Here is a 20,150-nt window from a genome sequence, read left to right as displayed (position 1 = left end):
TGAGCGATCCTCTGGGAACCGCGGTTCGCCGCCTGCCCATTCATATGGGGCGATTGCCCCACCCGTTTTCAATCGACAGCGAGCGCGAGCTAGCGGGACGCGCTCGTCGCGCCACCGCACTCGACAAGTGCGATACGACCGCTAGGCTTAAACGCTCGACAGCGGTACCTTCGAGTAGCGCCAAGGTGGCAGAGTCTGGTCAGACGCAGCGGCCTGCAGAGCCGCCCAACGCCGGTTCAAATCCGGCCCTTGGCTTCATTTCGTCACGAACGCCGAGCCTCGCGGCGACGCCGGTCGCGTCGGGCTCAGTCGTCGCGGTCCGGTCGGTGTGTTGCGACCTCCGCGTTCGCCGCCACCGAAACTCGCTGAGGCTACCGCAAGCCGAACGTATAGAGCGGTCGGCGTCGTCCCCGTTCCACGTGGACGACCTGACTCGAACCGGACGCACCGCTCCCTCGGAGGGGACGTCGCGGCGCTCGGGCCGCCGGTTGAGGTATCGAACGCGGAGCCGCGGCGCCCGGCGGGGTGAACCGTGAGCGACGACGCCTCGTACGACCTCGACGCCGGGCCGGATCCGGCGGACTACGCGTCGGCGACACCTGAGCCCGCGTGTGCGGGCGACGATGAACGCGTAGTGCACGCCGTCGGCGTCGGCCCGGGGAACCCGGAGTACCTCGTTCCGCGGGCGGAGCGGGCGATCGGGACGGCCGACGCGATCGTCGGTTTCGAGACGGTCGTCGACCTCGTTCGGGATCGCACGGACGCCGACTGCCTGACGTGCGGCTACCGCGACGAGGCGACCGCGCTGGCGACGTTCGCCGAGCGGGTCGCCGACGGGCAGCGGGGAACGGCGGTGCTGATGGGCGACCCGAACCACTCGGGCTACCAGTTCGTCGGGAAGGTCGAGCGCGCGCTCGACGAGGCGACCGCCGGCTCGATCGACCTCCGCGTCGTTCCGGGGGTCTCCTCGCTGCAGGTCGCGGCGAGCCGGGCCCGCACGCCGATGGAGGACGCGACGTTCGTCACGCTCCACAAGAGCGGCGACATCGGCGACGACCTCTCCCGGCTCCGACGCGACGCCGGCGAGCGGCACCTGCTCGTGCTCCCTCGACCGTTCGACTGGATGCCTGGCGACGTCGCCCGCGATCTGCTCGACCACGGCTGCGAGCGGTCCGACGTCGCGCTCGTCTGCGAGCGGCTCACCCGCGACGACGAGGCGATCACCCGGACGACGGTCGGTGACCTCGCGAGCCACGCCGGCGGCACCGGGCGGTCAGACACGCCGTTCTCGGACCTGTCCGTGCTCGTCGTTCGCCGGTAGCTCCGGGGCGGAGCGGTGGCGCGGTTCGGCCGCTCCGAGAGGCCGGCTTAGTAACCGTTATACACGGGGTGACCCATGCTGAAACCATGCAACGACGCGCTGTGGCCGTGTACGTCGCGCTCTTCGTGCTGATCGCGGGGGGAGCGGGTGTCCTCACCGCGACGGCCGATAGCCCCGAAATCGGCTTCGAGAACCCCGATGTCGAGGTCTCGCAGAACGAGACGATCGAGGTCGACGGCCAGGAGTGGGTCGTCGCCGAGATCACCGAGGTCGAGGAGGGCGGTGGCGGCGGCGGTCACGGTGGCGGTGGTGGCGCCACGACCTCGATCGTGGCAACGATCGAGCGCAACGTCACGGTGGAACAGTCCGAAGCCTGGGCGAACGAGTCGACGGTTCAGGTCGACGATGGGGAGTGGCGCGTGGAGATCGAGGGGAACGACTCGAACAGCTTCACGCTCGTCGAGGTGCTCGACCGGCAGGCGATCCTCGAGAACGACTCGCAGGCGGATAACGAGACGGTCGAACGCGACGACGGCGAGTACGTCGTCGTCACCGAGGACGGCGAGTCGACACTCGTCCCGACCGAGGAGTACTTCCCGGCCCCCGAGGAGCGCTCGTACGCCACGGGTGACTCACTGGAGTACGGCGGCCAGACCGCGACCGTGGACGAGGTCACGTCGGGGCAGGCGGTGCTCGTCTGGGAGGCGACCCAGACCGAGAGCATCGAGATCACGCAGCACTCGAGGCTCACGATCGGCGAGACGGAGTTCGTCGCGCACTTCCCCGACGCCTCGACGCTGCAGCTGTCGAGCGACATCGAGGGATACGAGGCGCAGGTCGCACAGATCGACCAGTTCCAGCAGTACAACGACGGGCTGACGCGGGTGCTGGTCCTCGCGTTCCTCTCCTCGCTGCTCCTGCTCGGGGCGGCGTTCGTCCCGTCGCGGTACTGATCGGGACTCGCCCGCCGCTCCGATTCGGACGTTTCTCGTCGCCTCCGTTTTTCATTCGCCCCGATCCGTCCCTCGTCGTCCGTGAATCGAGAGGCCGACCGATACGATATAAGCGCCGCGCTCGTTGTGTGGGACATGAGTTCGACCGCCGAGAAGGTCCGACAACTCGCCCCGCACTGGGCCGCGATGTTCCTCCTGATGATCGCCGTGCTCGCGCTCGTCGAGCGGACCGTCGGGGAGATCGGACTCGTCCCCTCGGTGGTGTTGGTGATTGCCGTCGCGATCGGCTACCCGTACGTCGTCAGGACGATCGGCGTCGCCCCGCCGCTCTGGCGTCGCTCCTGATTCGCCTCGCGTTCTCCCTCCGCGTCACTCGTCGAGGGCGTCGCGGATCGCGGACGGCACTCCCAGCCGATAGGCGCCGACGCTGACACCGAGCATGAATGCGACGACCGCGCTGACGGCGATCCAGAGCGTGTTCGGGTGTTCGAGTCCGGAGTGAAGCAGTATCTCCATGGGCGTCGGTCCGCCGGTGGGCAGGTAAATCGATCGCTTCGCCTGCGACCGTCCCGACCGACTCGACCGTTCCGCGCCGATAACACCGATGTCAGTCGATCACCCGGCGGTCCCTTTCGTTTTTATACGTGTTCGTCTCGTACGACCGGTATGAGCGACGAAAGCGCGGCTCCGGTCACGACGGAGCTCCCGGACGCACCGTTCCACACCAGCGGCACCGACCACATCACGGTCTGGGGGAGCAACGAGGCCGACACGATCGCCTTCTACCGCGACCTGCTCGGGATGCCCCTCGTCCTCCGCCAGCCGAACCTCGACGACCCGTCGCAGACGCACCTGTTCTTCGACACCGGAGACGGCCGCATCCTGACGTTCTTCGTGAGCGACGACCGCCCCTCGGCCCGCGGCCAGCGCGCCGGCACCGGCGCGGTCCACCACCTCTGTTTCAGCGTCGAGCCCGACGAGTACGAGGACATCATGGAAGCGCTCGAGGAGGCCGGCAAGGGGTACAACGTGTTCGACCGGGGGATCTTCCACTCCATCTACACCCAGGACAACAACGGCCTCGTCATCGAGCTCTCCGCCGACAAGTACGAGATCCCGGACGACCGCAAGGGCGAGGTGCTCGCGACCGCCCAGCGCCTCCGCGAGGAGGACGGCGCCGATTTCGCGCAAGACCGCCACATGAAGGGCGCCTTAGAGGAGCTCGACCTCCCGGTGACAAAGCACGACCTGCCCGACGCGGACGCGGGCGTCGGCGTATGAGCGGGCGCACCCCGCACGCGGGCGACGACCCGCACGCCGACGAGGCGCTGGTGACGGCCGGGACGCCGGTCGACGAGGCCGACGCCGCGGTCGTCCTCGTCCACGGTCGCGGCGCGACCGCGCGCAGCATCGTCGGCTTCGGCGAGGAGATCGCCGTCGACGGCGACGTTGCGCTCCTCGCCCCGCCGGCGGCCGCCAACACCTGGTACCCGAACTCCTTCCTCGCGCCCGTCGCGGACAACGAGCCGGGCCGGAGCTCCGGGCTCCGCGCCGTCGACCGCGCGGTCGAGACAGCGACGGAGGCGGGGATCTCGACCGATCGCGTCCTCGTCGCCGGGTTCTCGCAGGGCGCCTGTCTCGCGAGCGAGTTCGTCGCCCGGAATCCGACTCGGTACGGCGGGCTCGCGGTCCTGAGCGGCGGGCTGATCGGCGAGTCGGTCGACGTCGACGACTACGTCGCCCACGCCGCCGCGGTCGACGTCGACGCCGCTGACGCGCTCGGCGGGACGCCGGCGTTCCTCGGCTGCAGCGACGTCGACCCGCACATCCCGGAGGAGCGCGTCCACGAGACGACCGCGGTGTTGGAGGCGCTCGGCGCCGACGTCGACGAGCGGATCTACGAGGGGATGGGCCACGGGATCAACGAGGAGGAGACGGAGGCCGTCGCCGCGCTGGTGGCGTCGCTGTCGTAGGACCGGCGCGCTGTTTTGGGATCGGCGAGCCCGCGCCTCACGCCAGCCAGTCGTCCGGCTTGGTGTCGTAATCGACCTCGTCGGCCTCGATCCGATCGCGGACCTCCGGGTCGAGGTCGTGTTCGGTCACCTCACCCCCGTCGTACTGGAAGCGCACGCCGACCTCCTCGCCCTTCGGCTCGGTGCCCCGGCGCTTCGCCCGGCGTATCGCCTCGTCGGAGTACTCGACGCGGATCGTCGCGAGGTTCACGGGGCGGCCCCACAGTTCGAAGACGCGTTTTAACGTCTCCTTCGCCGACTCCTCGTCGAGCGCGACGCCGTTGAACCGGTGGCCGAGCAGGAGCTCGCCCCGGTTCCGGAAGTTGCCGTCGAGCACGACGACCGTCGGCTTCCCGAAGTTCGTGAACTGCAGCAGGAGCTTCCGGCGCACGTCGTCGGCGTCGACGCTGGCGACGCGGTGCTCCCCGGCCGCCCGGCTGTACTCGTAGGTGAAGTAGTTCCCCTCGCGGACGAACTCGTCCGTGAGGAACGCGTCGATGAACGTCACGTCGTTGTGGCTCTCGCGAATCTCCAGCATTCGGTCCCACCCGGCCGTCCGGTCGACGTCGGCGAGCGCCTCGTCGACGGTCGCGTACCGGTCGACCTCGAACATGTACCGGGCGCGCTCCGTCAGCGTCTCCCGCGAGACGTCGCGCAGCGCCCCTCGATGCTCCGGCCGCGAGAGGACGTAGTGACGCTCCGCGAGCCCCTCGCGGGTGAGGAGCTTCCACGGGTACCGCTCGACGTCCGGGCCGGCGCCGGGATCGACCTCGCCGTCACCGGCCTCCGATCCCTCCTCGTCCCGGGCCGAAATAGCCCGGTCGACCGCCTCGGCGTCGACCCGCGGGTCGCCGTCGGCGGCGAGCTCGGCCAGCTCGTCGAGCGCCGCCGGGCCGGCGGCGGCGATCGCGGGATGGGGTTCGAGCGCCTCGGCGACCTCGTCGAGGTCGATCCGCGAGTGGAAGTTCTCCGGCGTCACGCCCTCGACGCGGAGCAGCCGGTCGACGACGTCGCGGCGCGCGGCCCGCAGCTCCACGTGGGTCCACAGCTCGAAGCCGAGCTTGTAGGGGTTGAGCCCGGGCGAGCCGAGCACCCGCGCCATGTGGTCGGCGTACGTGAGGAACTCGTCGGGGCCGGCGAACCCCTCGCCGCCCATCATGACGGACTCCCAGTAGGTCGCCCACCCCTCGTTCATCACCTTCGTCGACTTCTGTCCCGCGAAGTAGTACGCCTCCTCGCGGATCGCGTCGATGACGGTCGTCTCCCACGGCTCGCGGTCGACCGCCTTCCCGCTCTCGGAGTCGTACCGCTTCCCGTGGTCGCGAAGGAACGCGAGCACGTCCGGGCGCGGCTCCTCCGGCTCGACGCCCTCGCCGTGCTCCGCGAGCCACTCGTCGTCGAACACGTCGCGGCGCACCTCCTCGGAGAGGTCGAGCTCCGCGATCCGCTCTTCGACCGCCGCGAGCGGGTCGTCGTCGGGGTCGTTCACGTCCTCCGTGACCCCCGGTTCCGCGACCGACCGGGCGGCGTCGACCGGATTGTGCTGGTCGATCGTGTCCTCTAACGCGCTCACGGCGTCGATGAGTCGCTCGACCTCGTCGCGGTCGACGTCGGGCCGGTCGGCGATCGCGGCGATCCGGTCGGCGTTGCGCTCCAGCCGCGCCGCGGCGTTCGGCCCGCCCTCGCCGCGGTCGGCGTACAGCCCGAACCAGCCGTTGTTCGCGAAGAAGTCGGCGTGCGCCTCGACGTGGGTGATGACGGCCTTCTGGTCGGCCGTCGAGTTGGACTCCTGGAGGAACGCGTGGCTCGGGTCGTCGTTGTTGACGATCTCGAACGCCTTGCCGAGCCCGTGGCGGTCCTTCTTGCGCTGGCGCTCGTAGTTCATCCCCCAGCGCCAGTGGGGGTAGCGCCGCTGGAAGCCGCCGTAGGCGATCAGCTCGTTCATCTCGTCGTGGCTGACGACCCAGTACCGGACCGGGTACGGCTCCAACCCGAGCCGCTCCGCGAGCTCTCGGGCCTCCGCGGCGGGCTCGTCGAGCGACGCCGCCTCGCGCTTCGACTCGACGCGCTCGTCCCTCATCGGCGCCCACCCCCTCGGCCGTCCGGGCTCCCGCCGCCGGCGGCGTCGCCGTCCCCCGACGACTCGGTGCTGAGGATCTCGTAGATGGCGTCGGTGACGTCGTCGGGCTCCGCGACGCGCGCGACCGCGACGTTGTCGGCGTCGCCGAGCGCGTTCTCCACCTCGTCGGCGTGGCGCGCGTTCGGCGCGGCGCCGCCGGGCTGGGTCTCCACGTACGCGTGGAGGTTGGCGTCGATCGACTCCATCAGCGGGATCACCGAGTCGGTCGTGTCGCTGCCGGAGTTCTCCGAGTCGCCGGCCGCGAACACGTAGCGGTTCCACTCGCTGAACGGGTACTCCGCTAAGATCTCCGCGACCAGCTCGTAGGCGCTGGAGATCCGGGTGCCGCCGCCGGACTGGATCCCGAAGAACTCCCCGCGGTCGACCTCCCACGCCTCCGCGTCGTGGACCACGTACCGGAACTCCGCGGCGTCGTACTTCCCCGTCAGGTACCAGTCCATCGGGGTGAACACCCGCTCGACCAGCTCGCGTTTCGTCTCGCGCATCGAGCCGGAGGCGTCGCGCACGTTGACGACGACGACGTTGCGCTCGCGCTTCTCTATCACCTCCGGGTGGCGGAACCGCTCGTCCTCCCGGCGGAAGGGGACGCTGTCGAGCCCCTCCCGGCGGATCCGGTGGCTCACGGGCTCGCGGTCGACCTCGTCGTCGAGCGCGTCGAAGCTCTCCCAGCGGTCGAGCGCCGTCACGGGCTCGCCGCGCTCCTCGGCGAGGGTCGCCGCGGCGTCGGCGATCCACGCCCGCGAGACGGGGACGCCCCCGTCGCGCGCCCACGCGAAGACGTCGTCGACGTCGGCGCCGGCGACGAACAGCCCCTCGCGCACGTACGCCTCGTCGAAGTCGGTCGCGAGGTAGCGCTTCAGGCCGCGCTTGAAGAACTCGTCGACGTCGAGGGTCCCGCGCGGGCCGGCGCGCGCGGTGTCGGTGAAGTCGCCCTCAACCTCCTCGACGACGCGTTTCCCCTTCGGCTCGAGGTCGAGCCCGAGCTCCTCGTCGAGCTCGCGCGCGAACTCCTCGGGGTCCATCTCGTAGTACTCGTGCTCGCCGCCCTCCTCGCCGGGGTCGCCCTCCTCGTCGCCGTCGTCCGGTTCGGGGTCGACCGGCTGGCCTGGCTGCGGCTGTCCGCCCTGCGCCTGTCCGACGCCGCCGGCCTCTCGCTTGTCGTACTCGAACTCGGGGAGGTCGACGATCTTCACCGGAATCCTGACCCGATCGGGGCCCGAGCGCCCGAGGTCGCCGTGGCTGATGAACTCCGCGAGGTCCTCGCGCCGCTGCTCGCCGACCTCGCGGAAGCGCTCGCGGTCGTCGGTCAGTCCCACGCCACGTCACCCCCGTTCCCGTCGCGGCCGCCCCGCCGCCTCGCGCCGTCCCCGCCGTCGGCGGCGAGGTCGGCCCACTCGTCGCGGGCGTCGCGCATCACGGCGCGGCTGGTCAACTCGGCCGACGCGGGGCTGTACCCGCGGTCTACGAGCCGGTCGACCGTCGCCGCCTTCACGCGCGCCGTCTCTGTGTCGGCCGGCGGATCGGCCCACTCGGCCGGGTCGAGCTCGGGGAAGCGCCGCTTCAGGTCGGCCAGGTCGTTCGCGTCGAGCACCTCGCGCAGCTCGGGGATCTCCCGGAGATCAACGTCCTCGACGCTGAACTCGTCGCCGCGGTTCCGCCACGCGAACCGGGTGAGCGCCCGGATCACGCGCTCGCGACGGAACTCGGCGACCTCCCGCGTCGGGTCGGTGCCGTAGTAGTCGTCCTCGTCGAACCGCCCGAGCGTCTCCGTCTCGAACACCTTCATCGCGAGGGCGTCGGGCTCCTCGGGGCCGCGCTCCGTCTCCACCGGCTCGTCGGCGTCCCAGGCGTACACGTGCTCGACGTACTCCGCGACCGTCTCCTCCGAGACGGTCGCCTCCGCGAGGGCGGCGTCGATCACGTCGGCGCGCTGGCGCTCGCGGACGCGCTCGGCGACCGGGGCCTTCCGGCTCTCGAACTCCGCGACCTCCGACCGGGAGAACAGCGGCGCCGCCGAGAGCCCCTCGGCCATCGCGTCGAGCACGTCGGTCGGCGTGACGACGCGCTCGACCGGCAGCTCGGGATGGCTCCGGTCGGCGTCCGCCCCCAGCAGGTCGGCGACGACGTCGCGGGTGTACGTCACCGGGATCCCGTTGCGCCCGTCGCCGTCGCCGACGTCGACGTCGTCGATCGTCAGCCGCTCGTCGTCGCCGTCGGCCGCCTCGCGTCGAATCTCCCCAGTCTCGTACAGCTCCGCCTTCTCGATCAGCCCGAGGTCGGCCGGGAGGTCCTCCGCGTCGAGCCGGGTGACGACGGCGTACAGCGCCGCCGCCCCGACCGCGTGGGGCGCGAGCTCGCGCTCGGTGACCGTCCCGTCGTCGTCGCGGACGTCGATCGTCAGGGCCGCGGCGCCGGGCTCGTCCGCCGGATCGCGTTCGGGGTCGTCGGGGTCGCGCGCGGGTCCCTCCCCGCGCTCGTCCGTCCCGCCCCCCGGCTCGCCCTCCGTCTCGTCGACCCCGTCGACGGTCGGCACTCCGCGCACCCCGCCGACCTCGCGGCGCAGGAGCTCCGCCTCCAGCCGGCGGTTCGTCAGGTAGCGGAACTCGTGGCGGGTGAGCCGACGCTTCAGCGCCTTCAGCGGGTCGGCGCCCTCGCGGTCGGCGTGGCGGTCGAGCTCGGCGTCGAGGTCGGGGTTCGAGATGACGATCAGCTGGGTGTCCAGATCCATCCCGATCCCCTTGTCGAGCTTCACGCGGCGCTCGTCGGGGACGTTGAGCAGCCGCCGGAGCAGGTCGGCGTGCTGGCTGGCGTCCTCGACGACGGTGGCGACGCCGTTCCCCTGCGAGAGCACGCCGTCGTAGCTGAACGCCTGCGGGTTCTTCCGCCCGCGCGAGTCGAGCTCGCGGAGCATCCCGCCCATCCACGAGCCGACGAGGCGCTCCTTCGGCGTGCCGTCGTCCTCGGCGTGGAGCACGCCGATCCCCTCGCCGACGTCGATGACGTAGCTCGTCACGCGCAGGTGGTCGCGGTCGGTGATCGCCGAGAACAGGTCCCGGCGCCCCTCGTCGCGGTACGCCGACTCCAGGTGGTCGTACGCCTCGCGGCTGAACGGGTCGAGGTCGACGTCGGCCGCGATCGGGTAGGCGTCCTCGTCGACGGCGTCAGCGATCGACTCCCGGACGTCCTCGGGGAACACGGAGAGGGGATGCGCCTGGACCGGGCTGCGGTACCACGCGGCGGCGTCGCCGCCGTCGCCGTACGAGAGCGACGCGGCGCCCGCCCCGCCTCCGCCGATCCCGCCGCCGGCGCCGGTGACGTTCCACTCGACGGTGTAGCGGCGCCCGGCCTCGGTCTTCGAGAACTCGCGGAGCCCGTTCACGAGGCACCGCTTGAACTCCGACTTCCCGGTCGCGGTGGGGCCGTCGATCCAGACGATGCTCTCGTCGTTCCCCCGGCCCGCCGCGGCGGCCCGGAGGTCGTCGACGAACGCGTTGAGCGCGGCGGTGTTGCCGAGGACGGCGTGCTCGCCGTCGTTGAACGGGTCGTCGAAGAAGCGGTAGCGCTCCAGCCGCTCGCCGCGCTCGCGGACCTCACGGGTGCCCTCCGACTCGATCGCCGCGAGGACGTAGCGCGCCCCGGAGGCGGCGGCGACGGGGTTCGCTAACACGCGGTCGACGTACTCGTCGAGGCTCATCGGCGGGTCGTACGCGCCCCGCAGGGCCTCGTCGGCCGCCCGGACGAACGCCTCGCCGTCGGATCGGTCGCGCTCGCTCATCTCAGCCCCCGCCGTCCTCGATCTCCGAGCGGGCGACGGCGGCGCCCGCGTACTCTAACACCTCCGCCGCGCCGTCCTCGGAGTAGCCCCGGTCGACTAAGGCGTCGACCCAGGCGCTGCGCTCCTCGTCGTCGAGGTCGGTCGCGGAGACCAGCGCGGAGAAGTTGATGTTGTGCTTCTTGTCCTCCCACAGCTTGCGCTCTAAGGCGCGCCGGAGGCGGTCGTTCTCCTGCGGGTCGAAGCCGCGCCCCTCGCGGGCGCGCCGCGACACCCAGTTCGACACCTCCTGCCGGAAGTCGTCCTTCCGGTCGGAGGGGACGTCGAGCTGCTCTTCGACCGCCCGCATGAACGTCTCGTCGGGCTCCGTCTCGCGCCCGGTGAGCTCGTCGTCGACGGTGTCGTCGTCGATGTACGCCATCACGTGGTCCATGTACTTCTCGCCCTGCCGGCGGAGCTCGTCGACGTCGTACGCTAACGCGTGTCGGACGTCCTCGATGGCGCGCTCGCGGTACTCCTCGCGGACGGTCTCGAGGAGGCGCTCGTAGCGGTCGAGGTCGTCGGCCGCGATGGAGCCGTGCCCGCCGAGGTTCGCCTCGAAGTGGTCGAAGACGGACAAAGGCGAGAGGTAGCCGCGCTCGCGGTGGGTGGCGTCCATGATCGCCTCGGCGATCTCGTCGCCGATGAACCGGGCGGAGACGCCGTCCATCCCCTCGCTCACGTCGGCCGCCTCGCTGGCGTCCTCGCGGAGCTTCCGCCGGTCGATCTCCTCGTCCTCCAGCTCGCCGTTGTACACCTTCGCCTTGTCGAGGAGGCTCACCGTCTCGTCCGTCGGCTCCTCTAACCGGGTGAGCACGCCGAAGAGCCCGGCCATCTCCAGGGCGTGCGGCTCGACGTGGACGTTCGGCACGTCCGCGTTGTCGAGCATCTTCTCGTAGATCTTCGCCTCGCTGTCGTACTCCAGCACGTAGGGGTAGTCGATCCGCTTCGTGCGGTCGTTGAACGCCTCCATCTTCTCGTCGCCCGTCTTCTCGCGGTACTCCGGCATGTTCGTCCGGCCGACGATCACCTGATCGATGTCGATCCGGGGGTTGTTCTTCGGCTTGATCGTCGACTCCTGGGAGGCGTGCAGGAAGTCGTAGAGGAACTCCCGCTGCAGCTTTAGCAGCTCCTCGCCGGAGAAGAGCCCGCGGTTCGCGTTACAGAACGCGCCGGCGTAGTCGAACGCGCGCGGGTCGGACTCGCCGTAGACGGCCAGCTTCGCGTAGTTGACGTCGCCGGTGAGCTCCGTCTCGTCCTGGTTCTTCTTGTCTTTCGGCTCGAACGTCTCGATGCACTCCCGGCGGTTCTCGTCGGCGACGAGCCGGACGATCTCGACGTGCTCGTCGAGCACGCGCTCCAAGTCGTCGTCGTAGTGCGCGAGCAGCTCGTTCAGGTAGAACTCCGAGGCCGGGTCCGGATGCTGGTCGTTCCGGAGGGTGTAGGGGGCGTCGAGCCGCTCGTTGATCTCGTCGATCACCGCCTGGCGTTGCGGGCGCGGGAGGAGCACGAGCGGGTCCTGGTTCATCGGCGAGCGCACCGCGTCGTCGCCCGGGTCCTGGTCGTCGATCACCGAGCAGAGGTCGACCCAGCGGAAGGTGTACATCCGACCGGCCTCCTCGCGCGTGTACGCCTCGAAGTACCGGCGGGTGAGCCAGTCGAAGTGCGACTTCCCGGAGCCGACGGGGCCCAACAGAAGCTTGATCCGCTTTTCGGGCCCGAGCCCGCGGGCCCCGGACTTCACCTTGTTGACGAACTCGTGGATCGCCTCGTGGACCTCGCGGCCGTAGAAGACGTTCTCCCCGTCGTGGAGGGGGTCGTCCGCGGCGAGCGAGTACTCCATCACGCCGCGTTCCTCGTCGTACCGCGTGCCGTAGTGGTCGAACATGTCGGCGACCCGCTGGTGGGCGTTCCGCGCGATGCGCGGCTCCTCGTACAGCGCGTCGAGGTACCAGTCGAACGGGCGGGGCTCCCGGAGGTCGTCCGGGACGTTCGTCCGGTACTCCTCGCTGAGCCGTTCGAGCGTGTGTCGTTCTGTCATCGTATCACGTCTCTCGGCCGGGCGAGGGGCCGACGACCGGGCCGCGCGGCCGCGCGGCTCTCCGTGCCGGAACGACGGCTCATCGAGCCGCGAACGCCACTGTCGTCGAGGGGACCCGCCGCGGGTCGCCGTTTCGCCCGTAACCGAGGCTATATGTATGGGAGGGATTCTCACTCATAAGTGTGTCGGCCGTTCACACGAGACACTGGTTCACGGATCCGCCCGCGGCTTGCGATTTCGATCCACTTAACCCCCGGAATCAGCGTGTAGCGGTCATAAAACGGGGGTGTGCGCGCTCGGGACCGAATCCGGCCGTCCGGGGGTCCCTCCCGGCCCGGTCGGGAACCGGAAACGTCGCCCCCGGTGCGGGGTCTTTTGCCGCTCGCCGCCTCATGACCGGTGTGACGTTCAGCATCTGCGTCCGCGAGCGGTACACCGACGACGACGGCGACGACCAAATCCGCTACGGCGTGGCGGTGACCACCCGGCTGCCGGGGGTCGGCACGCTGTGCCCGTTCGCGTCGGCGGACGGCGCGGTGGCGACGCAGTCGCTCGTCAACGTCGAGCTCGGGCGGAAGGGGATCGAGTACCTCGGCGACGGGCTCGCGGTCGACGACGCCTTGGAGTCCCTGTTGAACGCCGACGACGGGAAGCCCCAGCGCCAGCTCCACGGCGTCGACGCCGACGGGACGTTCGCGTTCTCCGGCGACGAGTGCCGCGACTGGTACGGCCACGTCGTCGGCGAGAACTACACCGTCGCCGGCAACCTCCTGACGGGTGAGGAGGTGATCGACGACACCGCGGCCGCCTACGAGTCCGACGCCCACGGCGACGCCCCGCTCGCGGAGCGGCTGATCGACGCGCTCGCGGCGGGTCACGCCGCCGGCGGCGACAAGCGCGAGGACCTGGCGGTCCAGTCCGCGGCGCTCCTCGTGCGGAACACCGAGGAGGAGACCGACGACCCGTACTACGACGACCTCCGCGTCGACGCGAGCGAGACGCCGGTCGCCGACCTCCGCGAGACGTACGAGACGGCGAAGCGCGGCTACGAGGCGGCCCTGGAGAAGTACGCCGACGAGATGGGCGAGGGAGACGGCGACGGCGACGAGTAGCCCCTCGCGGAGGCCGATCCCCGCGCCCTACAGCGACAGTCGCGTCAGGATCGGCAGGTGGTCGGACGGGTACCGGCCGCGGTCGTCGCGGTCGGCGAGCGTGGCGAACGCCGCGACGTCGACCCCCGGCGAGACGAGCGCGTGGTCGATCCGCCGGCCGTCGATCAGCCGCGCGAAGTCGGTGAGACTCGTCTCCGGGCCGTGTCGGAGGTCGGCGACCGCGGCGGCGTCGCGGAGCGCGAGCAGGTCGTCGACAGCGTCCCCTCCGGTCCCGGACGCCCCGGCGTCCGCCTCCGGGTCGTCGCCGAGAAGGATCCGGTGCGGGTCCGACCCCTGCGTGCAGTTGAGGTCGCCGACGAGGACGACCGGGGGCGATCCGCCGGGCTCTCCCGCGCCGGCGTCCCCCGCGGCCAGGTCCGGGAGCCGCTCGCGGAGGAGCCGCGCGGACTCGCGCCGCGCGGCCGCGCTGACGTGGTCGAAGTGCGTGTTGACGACGAGCAGTTCGGTGGTTCCGCCGACGGCGCGGACCCGCGCCCACGTCGCGATCCGCGGGTGGGCGGCGTCCCAGCCGACCGACTGCCGGTCGGGGGTCTCGGAGAGCCAGAACGTGTCGCTGTCGGCGACCTCCCAGCGGTCGGCTCGCACCGCGATCGGACACCCCTCTCCCTCGCCGCCCGTCCCCCGGCCCCGTCCGACGAACTCGTAGCTCGGGAGTCGCTCGCGGAGGTCCCGACGCTGGTCGGGCAGCGGCTCCTGAAACGCGGCGACGTCCGGGCGGTGGAAGCGGACGAGCCGCGCGACCGCGTCGCGGCGGTCGTGCCAGGCGTCGTGGTGGTCGCCCCGGTTGGCGTAGCGGACGTTGTAGCTCAGCACCCGGATCGCGGTCATTACCGTGGGTCTCGCGGGCGAGGCGATTAAAAGACGCGGAGCGATCGCGACCCTGAGGGGTGCGAGGTCGGGGCTCGGGCCGATCGTTTCTAATCGGTGTCCGGCTGATCGACAGTGATGTCCTCCAAAGCCCCAGCCGCTCGGCGATACATGGTTGACTGCGGATCGTCAGCGGACTCCTCCAAAGCCCCAGCCGCGAGGACTCGCGCGGCTCGCTGCGGTCCTCAGTCACTCGCTTCGCTCGTTCCCTGCGGTCCTTGCGTCGCCGTGCTTCGCCCTCGCGACTGCCCCTTTGAAATCCCACCCGACCGCACAGCAACCGCACCTCACGCCTCCCCAGCCTCGCGGCTCCCTTCGGTCGCCGCGTCCCTCGCACGCGCTCCTCGTGGCCTATCGGCCACTCGAAGGCGCGCGCCACCGCACTCGTCTATTTATAAAAAGGCGTCGCGACCCTTCTCGTTATTTATAATCGAATCCCGCCCGCTTACGCCGAAAACTCGTACAGCTCGTCGCCGACGTGGTGGATCGATTCGACGACCTTCCCGCTGTCGCCGACCATCTCGTCGCCGTCGACCATCGCGCGTCCGACCGCCAGCACCTTCTCGTGGGTCTCCTCGGCGATCACGACGAGGTCGCCCTCGCGGATCTCCGGGTCGGCCTCGACGATGCCGGGGCGCATCACGTCGGCGCCGTCGGAGACGAACGAGATCGCGCCCGCGTCGACTGTGACGATCCCGGTCTCCGGCTCGTAATCGTTCGCGCCCCGAACGGTGAGGAACGGCTCGTCGTCGTCGACGTAGAAGACGGCCGGCTCGCCGTCGACTAAGACCAGCTCGTAGCTCGCGTCCACGAACTCGACGAACTCGAACGTGTCGCCGTCGATGTCGACGCCGAGGTGGTCGGCGACCGCCTCGCGGATCGCCGCGATGTCGTCGCTCCGGAGGTGGTGCCGCGATTTCACTTCCATGGGCGCCCAGTCGACCGCTCGGCCGATAAATGGTCCGTTCCGCGGCGTGGCGCGCGACGCCAGTCGCCGCTTCCGCCGCGCGGTCCCGGCCCCGGCGCACTCTCTCGCCCCCTGCCCGCGGTGCTCTCACGCGGTTGGACCGATCAAAACGGCCTTATGCCACCTCTCCATATCGGTTCGTATGCTCAACCCGCTCATTGCGAACGTCGCGAACGCGCCCGCGATCGTTCTCGGAGCGCTCGCGACGCTGACCGTCCTCTTCGTCAGCAGTCTGAAGGGAACGGGATGGGAGCCCACGACCGACATCTCGGACGAGGTCCTCGAACGCCGCGCGTCCGCGGTCCCCGAGACCGACTTCCCGGAGCCCGGGAACCGCGCCATCGGCGGCGGCGGTGGCGGCGGCGCCATCCCCGCGGGCGGCGCCGAGGGCGAGGAGGGCGAACTGGAGGACGGCAGCGCGGCCAGCGCCGGCCCCGCCGACGTGGAGGAGGTCGAGCACTTCGAGGTCGAGTTCGTCAAGCAGGGCGAGACGGTCGAGCTCTCGAACGACCAGCCCATCCTCGAACAGGGCGAAGACCAGGGGTGGGACCTCCCGTACGCCTGCCGGCAGGGCCAGTGCGTCTCCTGTGCCGGGCACATCACCGACGGCCCCTCCGAGGACTTCGTCGAGCACGACAACCAGCAGATGCTCGAGGAGGCCGAGCTCGACGACGGCTACACCCTGACCTGCGTCGCGTACCCCCGCGACTCCTTCAGCATCGAGACGGGCGAGGCGCCGTAGTCCGCCGCGCGCGCTGCGGTCGTCGCTTCGCTTCCACTTCGCTTCCGCTCTGCTTCCGCTCCGCTTCCGCTCTGCTTCCGCTCCGCTTCCGCTCTGCTTCCGCTCCGCTTCCGCTCTGCTTCCGCTCCGCTTCCGATTTTCACGCGCTCGCCGCCCGCTCGCGACACCCTTTTTCGCGTCTCGACCGAACGATCGGTATGGCAGTCACCACGGTCCTCGGCGGCGTCGCCGCGCTCCTCGTCGCAGTCGCGGCCGCGCTCGTCTACCGCGACGCGGCCCGCGTCGGCGTCGACCTCGGCTCGCCCGCGCTGTGGGCCGCCCTCGTCGTCGTCACCTCCGGCGCCGCTCTGATCACCTTCCTGCTCGTCCCCGATGCGCCGCTCCCCGGCGTGCTCGTGTTGGTCGCGCTCGGGCCGCTCCTCTACCTCCTCGAACGCGACGACTCCATGCACGGCGACGACCCCGCCGACCCGACCCGCCTCCCGAGCGAGTCGGAGCGCGTCGACGACTCCGAGGAGTGAGCCGCGAGTAACCGATACCGGTTTCTCCGTGCCGTTTCCGCCGGATCGACGGTGACACAGTTCGTTTCGTTAGTTCGGGAGGCTCGGAAACCGCAAGCTTCCATAGGCTCGGGTGCTAACCCTCGACAATGAGCGACGAGAGCCTCGCGGACCGAGTCGAAGAGTGGATGGTCGGCCAGATGCCGATCATCCAGATGCACGGCGGTACGAGCGTCGTGCGCGAGGCGGACCCCGAGACCGGCGAGGTCGTCGTCGAGCTCGGCGGCACCTGCTCCGGCTGCGGCATCTCGAACATCACGGCCGACAACATCCGCCGCGACCTGATCATGGACTTCGACGAGGTTGACAACGTGACGGTCCGAACCGCCTCTTCCGGCGATCAGGGCGCCTCCACGGTCGAGGGCGGCCGCGGCGGCGAGCTGAAACACGAGACCGAGTCCGCGAACCACTTCTGAGGCGCCGGGCCGGGGGGTTCCGCTCCCCGGCCGCACTCCCTTCTCGGCTCTCGTTCCGACGCTCCGTCCGGGCGGCGTCTCCCGCCCTCGTTACAGCGCGTTCTCCAGCGCGGACGCGACGCTCCGCGCCTTCTCCGCCAGCGGCGCCGGCACGTCGCCGGCCGCCTCCGCGTCCCGAAGCTCGTCGTCGTCGACGCGCTCGACCGTGCCGTCCGGACGCTTCACCACGTCGATGTGGAGGTCCACGTAGCGCGCGGCGCCCGGGAACACCTCGACCGGGGTACAGACGTTGACGTAGGTGCCCCGCACCGTCCCGTCGCGCCCGCGGTAGGTGGTCGGATACCACCACCGACCCTCCTTCAGGCTCGTCTCGGCCACGTCGCCCGCCTCGCGCGGGGTGCCGAGCCCGTCGTAGGTGCCGCCGCCGGTCATCTCGCGCTCGACCGCGACCGAACCGTCGGCGTCGACCCCCGTCACCGTCGCCTCGCCGAGCGCGAACAGCCGGCCGTCGGGCTTCCCGTGGTCGATCCGGATCGCCTCGCCCTCGCTCGGCCCGAACGCGTCGGTCACGACACCGAACGGGAACGCGGCGTCCGGGTCGGGGTCACAGAGGGCCTCCGCGAGGTCGACGCCGGCCGAGGCGTCGGCCGACCCCGCCTTCACCCGGTGGTGGCCCGGCATCGTCGCCGTCGCCTCGCGGCGCCGGTCGTCGAGCGCGAACCGGCTCTCGCGACCGAACCACACCCAGGCGCCCGCGTTCGGCGACGCCACCGGCTCGTCGCGGACGAGCGCCGCGTCGTCGAGGACGCCGATCCCGCCGGCGGCGTCGACCGCGTCGTCGAGCCCCTCGGCGGCCGCGACGGCGCGCTCCAGCCCGGCCTCCAGCGCCTCGGTCCCGGCGTCGACCGCGGGCGGCTTCCAGACCGCCCGCCACCCGTCCGGCGGCTCCAGCCCGAGGAGATCGAGCATCCCCGCCAGCTCCCGAGCGGCCTCGTCGTTCCGGACGTCGACGCGGGTGCCCGAGCCCGGTTCGAGCGCGACGAGCCCCCCGCCGGCGCGCAGCGACCCGCCGAGCTCGGGGCGGCGGTCCGTCCACGGCGCCGCGGACTCGTCGACGCGCACTCGGACCGGATCGCCGGTCTCGACCCGGTCGTCGACGCTCCCGTACGGGAGGTACCCCTCGGCGGTCGCCGCGTCGCTCCCCTCGCTGTCGTCGGCTCCCGCGCCGACGCGGAGCCGCACCACCGCCCCGCCGCCGAGCGTCTCGGTCACCTCGCCGTCGAGGACGGTTCCGGGCGGCGTCGGGTCGGTCCACGCCAGCGCGTCGAGCCCCACGCCGCCCAGGCGCTCGCGGAGCGATCCGACCGCCTCGGGGTCGCCGTGGACGCCGACGCCCTGCCGGTCCGCCGTCGTCTCGATCCGGACGTCCGGCGGCTCGTCCCCGAACGCCTCGTCGAAGCGCCGGCGGATCGGCGGCGACGCGTCGACGACCTCGCGGCCCGCGTCGAGCAGGAGTCGCGTCAGCGCCGTGGCGTAGATGCCCCGGACGCGGACGGCGGCGGTCACAGCTCCTCCGGGTCGCGCGCGAAGCGCACCCGGTCGTGGATCGTCCCGCCGAGCGAGAGCTCGACGAGGACGGGCCGTTCGTCCCCGTCGTCGCGTTCGGCCGTCCGCAACACCCGCCCGCCCTCGACCGGGACGCCCCACCCGTCGAGCGAGAGGTAGCCGCGGAGGTCGCTCCCGTGGGTGAACAGGTCGACGTCAGCGGTCGGATGTTCCTGGGTCTCGCTCGTGCTGTGGGCCAGCTCCATGTCGGAGTGGTACGGGCCGTCGTCGGCGAAAAAGTCCCGCAGCCGGTCGGCGTCCTCGGCGACCAGCTCGGCGACGCGGTCGGAGGCGTCGGCGATCGCGTCCGCGTCGAGCCCCGCCTCGCGGAGCGCTCGCTGAGTCCGTCGGTCGAAGTGCATACCGCCCCTTCGGGCGCCGCGGTTTCAACTCCATCGCCTCGGCGCGGGGCGCGCCGGCGTCGGCGGCGACGCCCGTCCGACCTCCCGGGCCGGTCGTTCGACCGGGACGGTCCGGCCACGGCTTAAGTCACCCCGGGCCGAATCGGGGCGTATGCCATCCCGGTCGGACCCGGTCAAGTCGCGCTCCGACGACGACCGCGACCTCTACGACGTCGCCACGTGGGAGGAGCGCACGTCACTCGACGGGCTCTCGGTCGCGCTGCACTGGCTCATCACACGGTCCGCGAAGGCGCTGGTCGTGCTCGTCGCCCTCCTCGCGCTGCTCGCCATCCTCGGGTCGTTCGGCCTCGGCCTCGTCTTCGACCCCGCGGTCGCGATGCTCGTCGGGCTCTCGGCGGTCCCGGCGTTCGGCCTCGCCGCGTACGTGTACGTCTCGGACGTCACGACCGCGGAGCCGCTCTCGCTGCTGGTTGCGACGTTCCTGCTGTCGATCCTCACGGCGACGTTCGCCGCGCTGCTCAACAGCTACGCACAGCCCCTCTTCTCGCCGCTCGGGTTCCCCGGGCTCGTCCTCTTCTTCTTCGTCATCGTCGGCCCCGTGGAAGAGACGGTGAAGCTGCTCGCCGTCCGGCTGTACGCGTACACCGACGACCGGTTCGACGCCGTCGTCGACGGCGCGGTGTACGGGGCGATCGCCGGCCTCGGCTTCGCCGTCATCGAGAACCTCGTGTACATCGCCCGGACCGTCGAGATGTCGGAGCTGACCCTCGGGCTCGCCGTCCTCGGCGCGGGCGACGGGATCGCGGCCCTGCGCGCGCTCGCGGGGCCGGGCCACGTCGTCTACTCCGCGTTCGCGGGCTACTACCTCGGCCTCGCGAAGTTCAACCCGGAGAACAGCGGCCCGATCGTCGTGAAGGGGCTCGTCATCGCCGCCGCGATCCACGGGCTGTACAACACCCTCGTCGGTCCGGTCACCTCGGTGATCCCCGCGCTCACGCCCATCCCGCGGCTCCCGGCGCTGTTCCTCTTCGTCCTCCTCTTTCAGGGGGCGTTCGGCTACGTCCTCCTCCGGAAGATCCGGCGCTACCGGGACGCGTACCTAGAGACGCGGGACGCGGTCGACCCGGACGTCGAGCCGGAGCTCACGGAGTTCGAGGACTGACGGCGGCTCGGTTCGAACC

The 20,150-nt window shown here is 71.1% G+C and carries 19 protein-coding genes and 1 tRNA gene; 11 read left to right on the top strand and 9 right to left on the bottom strand.

Going from position 1 to position 20,150, the window contains the following annotated elements:
• Window positions 1-179 precede the first annotated feature (179 nt).
• The 4 genes from FGM06_RS15205 to FGM06_RS15190 all read left to right on the top strand — a co-directional run bounded on the left by FGM06_RS15205 (window position 180) and on the right by FGM06_RS15190 (window position 2,619).
• Window positions 180-255: transfer RNA gene (locus FGM06_RS15205), tRNA-Cys, on the top strand.
• 277 nt (window positions 256-532) lie between these two features.
• Window positions 533-1,321 (top strand): cobalt-precorrin-7 (C(5))-methyltransferase, encoded by a 789-nt coding sequence (locus tag FGM06_RS15200; protein ID WP_144800116.1) that lies wholly within the window; start codon window positions 533-535, stop codon window positions 1,319-1,321.
• 101 nt (window positions 1,322-1,422) lie between these two features.
• Complete coding sequence (locus FGM06_RS15195) at window positions 1,423-2,274, top strand: hypothetical protein (protein ID WP_144800125.1); 852 nt, start codon at window positions 1,423-1,425, stop codon at window positions 2,272-2,274.
• Window positions 2,275-2,409: 135 nt separating this feature from the next.
• A complete protein-coding gene (locus FGM06_RS15190) occupies window positions 2,410-2,619 on the top strand; it encodes a hypothetical protein (RefSeq protein WP_144800115.1) in 210 nt (69 codons plus the stop codon).
• 24 nt (window positions 2,620-2,643) lie between these two features.
• Here FGM06_RS15190 and FGM06_RS16155 read toward each other — a convergent pair whose 3' ends face one another.
• The gene (locus FGM06_RS16155; RefSeq protein WP_186311046.1) at window positions 2,644-2,790 is read right to left on the bottom strand and encodes a hypothetical protein; all 147 of its coding nucleotides are present in this window, start codon (window positions 2,788-2,790) and stop codon (window positions 2,644-2,646) included.
• A gap of 150 nt (window positions 2,791-2,940) precedes the next feature.
• Between FGM06_RS16155 and FGM06_RS15185 the strand changes: the two genes are divergently transcribed.
• Together FGM06_RS15185 and FGM06_RS15180 are read left to right on the top strand one after the other, a co-directional pair.
• The gene (locus tag FGM06_RS15185) at window positions 2,941-3,555 is read left to right on the top strand and encodes a VOC family protein (RefSeq protein ID WP_144800114.1); all 615 of its coding nucleotides are present in this window, start codon (window positions 2,941-2,943) and stop codon (window positions 3,553-3,555) included.
• Entirely contained in the window at window positions 3,552-4,247 is a 696-nt protein-coding gene (locus FGM06_RS15180) for an alpha/beta hydrolase (RefSeq protein ID WP_144800113.1), read from the top strand. The genes FGM06_RS15185 and FGM06_RS15180 overlap by 4 nt, the downstream gene beginning before the upstream one ends.
• A gap of 37 nt (window positions 4,248-4,284) precedes the next feature.
• Here the strand turns inward: FGM06_RS15180 and FGM06_RS15175 are convergent, their stop codons facing one another.
• From FGM06_RS15175 to FGM06_RS15160, 4 genes are read right to left on the bottom strand one after another with little or no spacing between them, the layout of a single operon-like run.
• The gene (locus FGM06_RS15175) at window positions 4,285-6,366 is read right to left on the bottom strand and encodes a SpoVR family protein (protein ID WP_144800112.1); all 2,082 of its coding nucleotides are present in this window, start codon (window positions 6,364-6,366) and stop codon (window positions 4,285-4,287) included.
• Window positions 6,363-7,742, bottom strand: coding sequence for a DUF444 family protein (locus FGM06_RS15170; protein WP_144800111.1), 1,380 nt, complete (start codon window positions 7,740-7,742; stop codon window positions 6,363-6,365). Before FGM06_RS15170 ends, FGM06_RS15175 begins: the two co-directional genes overlap by 4 nt.
• Window positions 7,733-10,201 carry a kinase anchor protein gene (locus FGM06_RS15165; RefSeq protein ID WP_144800110.1) on the bottom strand — a complete coding sequence of 823 codons (2,469 nt, stop codon included), beginning with the start codon at window positions 10,199-10,201 and terminating at the stop codon, window positions 7,733-7,735. The genes FGM06_RS15170 and FGM06_RS15165 overlap by 10 nt, the downstream gene beginning before the upstream one ends.
• Window position 10,202: 1 nt before the next feature.
• Window positions 10,203-12,278, bottom strand: a complete 2,076-nt coding sequence (locus FGM06_RS15160; RefSeq protein ID WP_144800109.1) for a PrkA family serine protein kinase — start codon at window positions 12,276-12,278, stop codon at window positions 10,203-10,205.
• 401 nt (window positions 12,279-12,679) lie between these two features.
• On the opposite strand from FGM06_RS15160, the gene FGM06_RS15155 reads away from it, so the two are divergent.
• Window positions 12,680-13,390, top strand: a complete 711-nt coding sequence (locus FGM06_RS15155) for a DUF1028 domain-containing protein (protein ID WP_144800108.1) — start codon at window positions 12,680-12,682, stop codon at window positions 13,388-13,390.
• A 27-nt stretch (window positions 13,391-13,417) separates the two neighbouring features.
• Here FGM06_RS15155 and FGM06_RS15150 read toward each other — a convergent pair whose 3' ends face one another.
• Together FGM06_RS15150 and FGM06_RS15145 are read right to left on the bottom strand one after the other, a co-directional pair.
• Entirely contained in the window at window positions 13,418-14,278 is an 861-nt protein-coding gene (locus FGM06_RS15150; RefSeq protein WP_144800107.1) for an endonuclease/exonuclease/phosphatase family protein, read from the bottom strand.
• Window positions 14,279-14,762: 484 nt separating this feature from the next.
• A complete protein-coding gene (locus tag FGM06_RS15145) occupies window positions 14,763-15,245 on the bottom strand; it encodes an RNA-binding protein (protein ID WP_144800106.1) in 483 nt (160 codons plus the stop codon).
• Window positions 15,246-15,426: 181 nt separating this feature from the next.
• Here FGM06_RS15145 and FGM06_RS15140 point away from each other — a divergent pair, with 181 nt between their 5' ends.
• The 3 genes from FGM06_RS15140 (at window position 15,427) to FGM06_RS15130 (ending at window position 17,002) form a co-directional block, all read left to right on the top strand.
• Complete coding sequence (locus FGM06_RS15140; RefSeq protein WP_144800105.1) at window positions 15,427-16,026, top strand: 2Fe-2S iron-sulfur cluster-binding protein; 600 nt, start codon at window positions 15,427-15,429, stop codon at window positions 16,024-16,026.
• A gap of 197 nt (window positions 16,027-16,223) precedes the next feature.
• Window positions 16,224-16,547: a hypothetical protein gene (locus FGM06_RS15135; protein WP_144800104.1), complete on the top strand. Its 324-nt coding sequence runs from the start codon at window positions 16,224-16,226 to the stop codon at window positions 16,545-16,547.
• 128 nt (window positions 16,548-16,675) lie between these two features.
• Window positions 16,676-17,002 carry a NifU family protein gene (locus tag FGM06_RS15130; protein ID WP_144800103.1) on the top strand — a complete coding sequence of 109 codons (327 nt, stop codon included), beginning with the start codon at window positions 16,676-16,678 and terminating at the stop codon, window positions 17,000-17,002.
• A gap of 90 nt (window positions 17,003-17,092) precedes the next feature.
• Here the strand turns inward: FGM06_RS15130 and FGM06_RS15125 are convergent, their stop codons facing one another.
• A complete protein-coding gene (locus tag FGM06_RS15125) occupies window positions 17,093-18,568 on the bottom strand; it encodes a DUF402 domain-containing protein (protein ID WP_144800102.1) in 1,476 nt (491 codons plus the stop codon).
• Entirely contained in the window at window positions 18,565-18,969 is a 405-nt protein-coding gene (locus tag FGM06_RS15120; RefSeq protein ID WP_144800101.1) for a DUF7532 family protein, read from the bottom strand. Before FGM06_RS15120 ends, FGM06_RS15125 begins: the two co-directional genes overlap by 4 nt.
• A gap of 151 nt (window positions 18,970-19,120) precedes the next feature.
• Between FGM06_RS15120 and FGM06_RS15115 the strand changes: the two genes are divergently transcribed.
• Entirely contained in the window at window positions 19,121-20,131 is a 1,011-nt protein-coding gene (locus FGM06_RS15115; protein ID WP_144800100.1) for a PrsW family intramembrane metalloprotease, read from the top strand.
• The last annotated feature ends 19 nt before the right edge of the window (window positions 20,132-20,150 follow it).

The sequence above is a fragment of the Halorubrum depositum genome (assembly GCF_007671725.1).
GTDB lineage: Archaea > Halobacteriota > Halobacteria > Halobacteriales > Haloferacaceae > Halorubrum > Halorubrum depositum.
This window is presented reverse-complemented; position numbering and strand designations above follow the sequence as displayed.